Source organism: Streptomyces sp. NPDC048424, assembly GCF_040651555.1.
GTDB lineage: Bacteria > Actinomycetota > Actinomycetes > Streptomycetales > Streptomycetaceae > Streptomyces.
Genome location: NZ_JBEZKE010000076.1, coordinates 1 through 4,504, shown reverse-complemented (window position 1 = coordinate 4,504; position 4,504 = coordinate 1). Strand labels below are relative to the sequence as shown.

5 protein-coding genes are annotated in these 4,504 nt (G+C 69.4%); 2 read left to right on the top strand and 3 right to left on the bottom strand.

Going from position 1 to position 4,504, the window contains the following annotated elements:
- Positions 1 to 184: 184 nt before the first annotated feature.
- Both AB0D29_RS38570 and AB0D29_RS38565 read right to left on the bottom strand, forming a co-directional pair.
- A complete protein-coding gene (locus AB0D29_RS38570) occupies positions 185 to 1,537 on the bottom strand; it encodes an MFS transporter (protein WP_362860506.1) in 1,353 nt (450 codons plus the stop codon).
- A 25-nt stretch (positions 1,538 to 1,562) separates the two neighbouring features.
- Complete coding sequence (locus AB0D29_RS38565; RefSeq protein ID WP_319728456.1) at positions 1,563 to 2,000, bottom strand: MarR family transcriptional regulator; 438 nt, start codon at positions 1,998 to 2,000, stop codon at positions 1,563 to 1,565.
- 130 nt (positions 2,001 to 2,130) lie between these two features.
- Between AB0D29_RS38565 and AB0D29_RS38560 the strand changes: the two genes are divergently transcribed.
- Positions 2,131 to 2,313, top strand: coding sequence for a hypothetical protein (locus AB0D29_RS38560; protein WP_030156886.1), 183 nt, complete (start codon positions 2,131 to 2,133; stop codon positions 2,311 to 2,313).
- Between the two features lie 13 nt (positions 2,314 to 2,326).
- Here the strand turns inward: AB0D29_RS38560 and AB0D29_RS38555 are convergent, their stop codons facing one another.
- Positions 2,327 to 3,775, bottom strand: coding sequence for an NCS2 family permease (locus AB0D29_RS38555; protein WP_362860505.1), 1,449 nt, complete (start codon positions 3,773 to 3,775; stop codon positions 2,327 to 2,329).
- 128 nt (positions 3,776 to 3,903) lie between these two features.
- Here AB0D29_RS38555 and AB0D29_RS38550 point away from each other — a divergent pair, with 128 nt between their 5' ends.
- Positions 3,904 to 4,194 (top strand): DUF2530 domain-containing protein, encoded by a 291-nt coding sequence (locus tag AB0D29_RS38550; protein ID WP_362860504.1) that lies wholly within the window; start codon positions 3,904 to 3,906, stop codon positions 4,192 to 4,194.
- The last annotated feature ends 310 nt before the right edge of the window (positions 4,195 to 4,504 follow it).

Here is a 4,504-nt window from a genome sequence, read left to right as displayed (position 1 = left end):
GGCTGAGCCGCCACCAGTTGTCAACGTTGGTCACCAACGAGCGCCCTCCCACCGGCGGGGCTGGGATTTGCGCGGAGCGCAATTTCAGCCCCGCCGGCGTTTGAGGCGCGGGTCCGGGCGGAGCCCGGCGGGGTTCGGGGCGGAGCCCCGGTCTTTCAGCCCCGCCGGCGTTTGAGGCGCGGGGTCAGGCGACCGTCACCAGTTCGCGGCGGCGCGAGACGGCGGGGACGAACGTCACGCCCCGTCGGCTGACCCGCAGCCGGAGGTTGCCCACCCGGGCCAGAACGACCGCGATCGCGACGGACGCGGCCAGCGAGATCGCACCCCCCGCAGCCATGCCGATCCGCGCGCCGTACGTGTCCGTGATCCAGCCCAGCAGCGGAGCGCCCAGCGGGGTGCCGCCGGTGAAGACCATCATGAACAGGGCCATGACCCGCCCCCGCATCTCGGGGTCGGTCGCCATCTGCACGCTGGAGTTCGCCGTGACGTTGACCGTCAGGCCGAAGACCCCGATCGGCACGAGCAGCGCCGCGAACAGCCAGAAGCCGGGCGCGAAGGACGTCACGAGGAGCAGGACCGAGAACAGCACGGCCGCGGCCACCAGCAGCCGCAGGCGGGAGTGGCCGCGCCGGGCCGCGAGCAGGGCGCCCGCCAGGGAGCCGGCCGCGATCAGGGTGTTGAAGAGCCCGTAGGTGCCCGCGTCCCCGTGGAAGACGTCGCTGACGAACGCCGACAGCCAGATCGGGAAGTTGAACCCGAAGGTGCCGATGAAGCCCACGAGCACGATCGGCCAGATCAGCTCGGGCCGGCCGGCGACGTACTGCAGGCCTTCGCGCAGCTGTCCCTTGGCGCGGGGCCGGGGTTCGACCGGGTGCAGCTCCTTCGTCCGCATCATCAGCAGGCCGGCGATGGGTGCGGCGAACGACAGGCCGTTCAGCAGGAAGGCCCAGCCGGAGCCGACGGCGGTGATCAGCACACCGGCGATCGCCGGGCCGACGAGGCGCGCGGACTGGAAGTTGGCGGAGTTCAGGCTGACGGCGTTGGCGACCTGGTCCTTGCCGACCATCTCGGGTACGAACGTCTGCCGCGCCGGGTTGTCGACGACGGTGACGAGGCCGAGCACGAAGGCGGCGAGGTAGACGTGCCAGACCTGGACGTGTCCCGCCAGGGTGAGGACGGCGAGTGCGATGCCGGTCAGGCCCATCGCGCTCTGGGTGGCGAGGAGCAGGGGCCGCTTGGGCAGTCGGTCGGCGAGGACGCCTCCGTAGAGGCCGAACATCAGCATCGGCAGGAACTGCAGGGCGATGGTGATGCCGACGGCGGAGGCGGAGCCGGTCAGGGAGAGGACCAGCCAGTCCTGGGCGATGCGCTGCATCCAGGTGCCCGTGTTCGAGACGACCTGTCCGGTCGCGAAGAGCCGGTAGTTCCGGATCCTCAGCGAGCTGAACATCGAGTTCTTGCCCGCACGGCCCGCGGGGGCCTTAGTAGGGGTGGATGTGTGGCCGGGTGCGGAGTCTGCTCCGGTTCCCGTACTCAAAAGCGTTCGCCTCCTGGCGTCGTTCCTACAGGTGGGCGAGCTTCTCCAGGACGGGTGCGGCCTCGCGCAGCTTGGCCCATTCGTCCTCGGTCAGCTCTGCCGCGAGCCCGGCCAGGAAGGCGTTGCGCTTGCGGCGGCTCTCTTCGAGCATCGCTTCGGCCTCCTCCGTCTGGCGGACCACCTTTTGGCGGCGGTCGTCGGGGTGCGGTTCCAGCGTGACCAGTCCCTTGGCTTCCAGCAACGCGACGATGCGCGTCATCGACGGCGGCTGGACGTGCTCCCGCCGTGCGAGCTCGCCGGGTGTGGCCTGGCCGCAGCGGGCGAGGGTGCCGAGCACCGACATCTCGGTGGGGCTCAGCGACTCGTCGACGCGCTGGTGCTTCAGGCGCCGCCCCAGCCGCATGACGGCGGAGCGGAGGTCGTTCACGGCGGCAGCATCGTCGCCATGGGAAAGGTCAGGCATGTATTTAGAGTAACTCATTACTCTCGCTAAGGAACACCACTTTTGGTGGTCATGCACGGGGTCACTCGTACGGGTGAGTCGGCGGCCGAAAGTGACACGCGTCCACACCCTCTGCCCCGACTCTTTCGGCATGGGGACACATGTGCTGAGCATGCGCATAGACGGGGAGCTCCTCGACAGGCTCCGGACTCACGCCGCCAAACGCGGAATGAGCGTCCAGGACTATGTGGTCCGGACGCTCATCCGCGATGACTTCGACGAGCGCTTCAAGGCCGCCGTCGACGAGACAGAGAAGTTCTACGGGCTGACGTGAGCCCGGGCAGGGCCTACGTGAGGCCGAGGGCCGGCATCGCGTAGTAGAAGACGAACACCGCTGCCACGACGTACATGGCCACCGGGACCTCGCGGCCCCGGCCGGTCGCCGCGCGCAGGGCGCAGAAGGTGATGAACCCGATGCCGATGCCGTTGGTGATCGAGTAGGTGAAGGGCATCATCACCATGGCCAGGAATGCCGGGACGGCGATGGTGAAGTCGCTCCAGTCGATGTCCTTGATCGAGCCCGCCAGGATCAGGAAGCCGACCGCCACCAGGGCGGGGGTGGCGGCCTGGGACGGGACCATCGTGGCGAGCGGGGTGAGGAACAGCGCCACGGCGAAGAGGGCGCCCGTCACGACGTTCGCCAGGCCCGTACGGGCTCCCTCGCCGACCCCGGCCGTCGACTCCACGAAGCAGGTGGTGGCCGAGGAGGAGGTGGCGCCGCCCGAGGCGACGGCCAGGCCGTCGATCAGCAGGACCTTGTTGATGCCGGGGAACTCGCCGGTCTCCTTGTCGATCAGCTTGGCCTCGTCGCCGACGCCCAGGATCGTGCCCATGGCGTCGAAGAAGCAGGACAGCAGCACGGTGAAGACGAAGAGGATGCCGGTCAGCATCCCGACCTTCGCGAAGCCGCCGAACAGGCTGACCTGGCCGACCAGCCCGAAGTCGGGCGCGGCCACCGGGTTGCCCGGCCACTCGGGCACGGTGAGGCCCCAGCCGGTGTCGGGCACCTTGGCGACCAGCTGGACGACGACCGCGACGAGGGTCATGGCCACGATGGAGATCAGGATCGCGCCGGGAACCTTGCGGATCAGCAGGGCGAGGGTGAGCAGCACGCCGATCACGAAGATCAGGACGGGCCAGCCGTCCAGGTGGCCGGTGCCGCCGAGCTGGAGCGGGACCGTGGTGTGGGCGGCGTCCGGGATGCGCGAGACGAAGCCCGAGTCGACCAGGCCGATCAGCATGATGAACAGGCCGATGCCGATGGCGATGCCCTTGCGCAGGCCGAGCGGTACGGCGTGCATGACCCGCTCGCGCAGGCCGGTGGCGACGAGCAGCATCACCACGAAGCCGGCGAGCACGACCATGCCCATGGCGTCGGGCCAGCTCATGCGCGGGGCGAGCTGGAGGGCGACGACCGTGTTCACGCCGAGGCCGGCGGCGAGCGCGATCGGGACGTTGCCGATGACACCCATGAGGAGGGTGGTGAAGGCGGCCGTCAGGGCGGTGGCCGTCACGAGCTGACCGTTGTCGAGCTGGTGCCCGTACATGTCCTTCGCGCTGCCCAGGATGATCGGGTTGAGCACGATGATGTACGCCATCGCGAAGAAGGTGGCGAAGCCGCCGCGGACCTCACGGGCGACGGTCGAACCGCGCTCGGAGATCTTGAAGTAGCGGTCGATTCCTCCGGAGGGCCCCTGGAGGGAAGGGCCCGGGGCCGTGGCCGTGGGGGTGCTCATACGGTCCTCATTGGGTGGTTCATACGAAGAAAATGGGCCACGCCCAAACCGTTTCAGTATGAACACATGAGCGAAGGGCCGTCCATCTCCGCGCGTAGACCACGGAGCCGCGCGCCTAGACTTGCCGCATGGCGAAATGGACTGCGAAGCATGAGGCGCCCGAGCCCCTGGAGGGCCCCGTCGTCGCGACCGTCACAGGTGGCACGATCCTGTGGTTCGCCCTCTTCCTCGTCCAGCTCCCCTTCTACGGGTGGTTCGCCGACCGCGGCCAGCTGTGGTGGGTCTGGACCTGCGCGGCCGGCGGCTTCCTCGGCCTGATCGGCATCTGGTACGTCCGCGGCCGTGACGCTGCGCTCAAGCGGCACGCGGCCGAGACTGCTGCGCAGGCCGAGCAGCCGCCCCAGACCCCGCAGCCCTAGCCGAGCTCCCGCCCGGGGCTCCGCCGGCGAGGCTGAAAGACCGGGGCTCCGCCCCGGACCCCGCGCCTCAAACGCCGGCGAGGCTGGAGTAGTGCGGCGAGGCTGGATGGTGCCGCTCAAAGATCGGGGCTCCGCCCCGGACCCCGCTCCTCAATCGCCGGAGGGGCTGGATTTTGGTGCGGCGGGGCTGGAGTTGGTGCGGCGTAGCCGAATGACCACAGAGCCTGGGATCGAAGCGGGCCGGTTGGGGCGGGGTCGGGTGTGTGTCGGGGTGATCCCCGCAGGGCGTCGAACGCACTGCCGCCGAGCT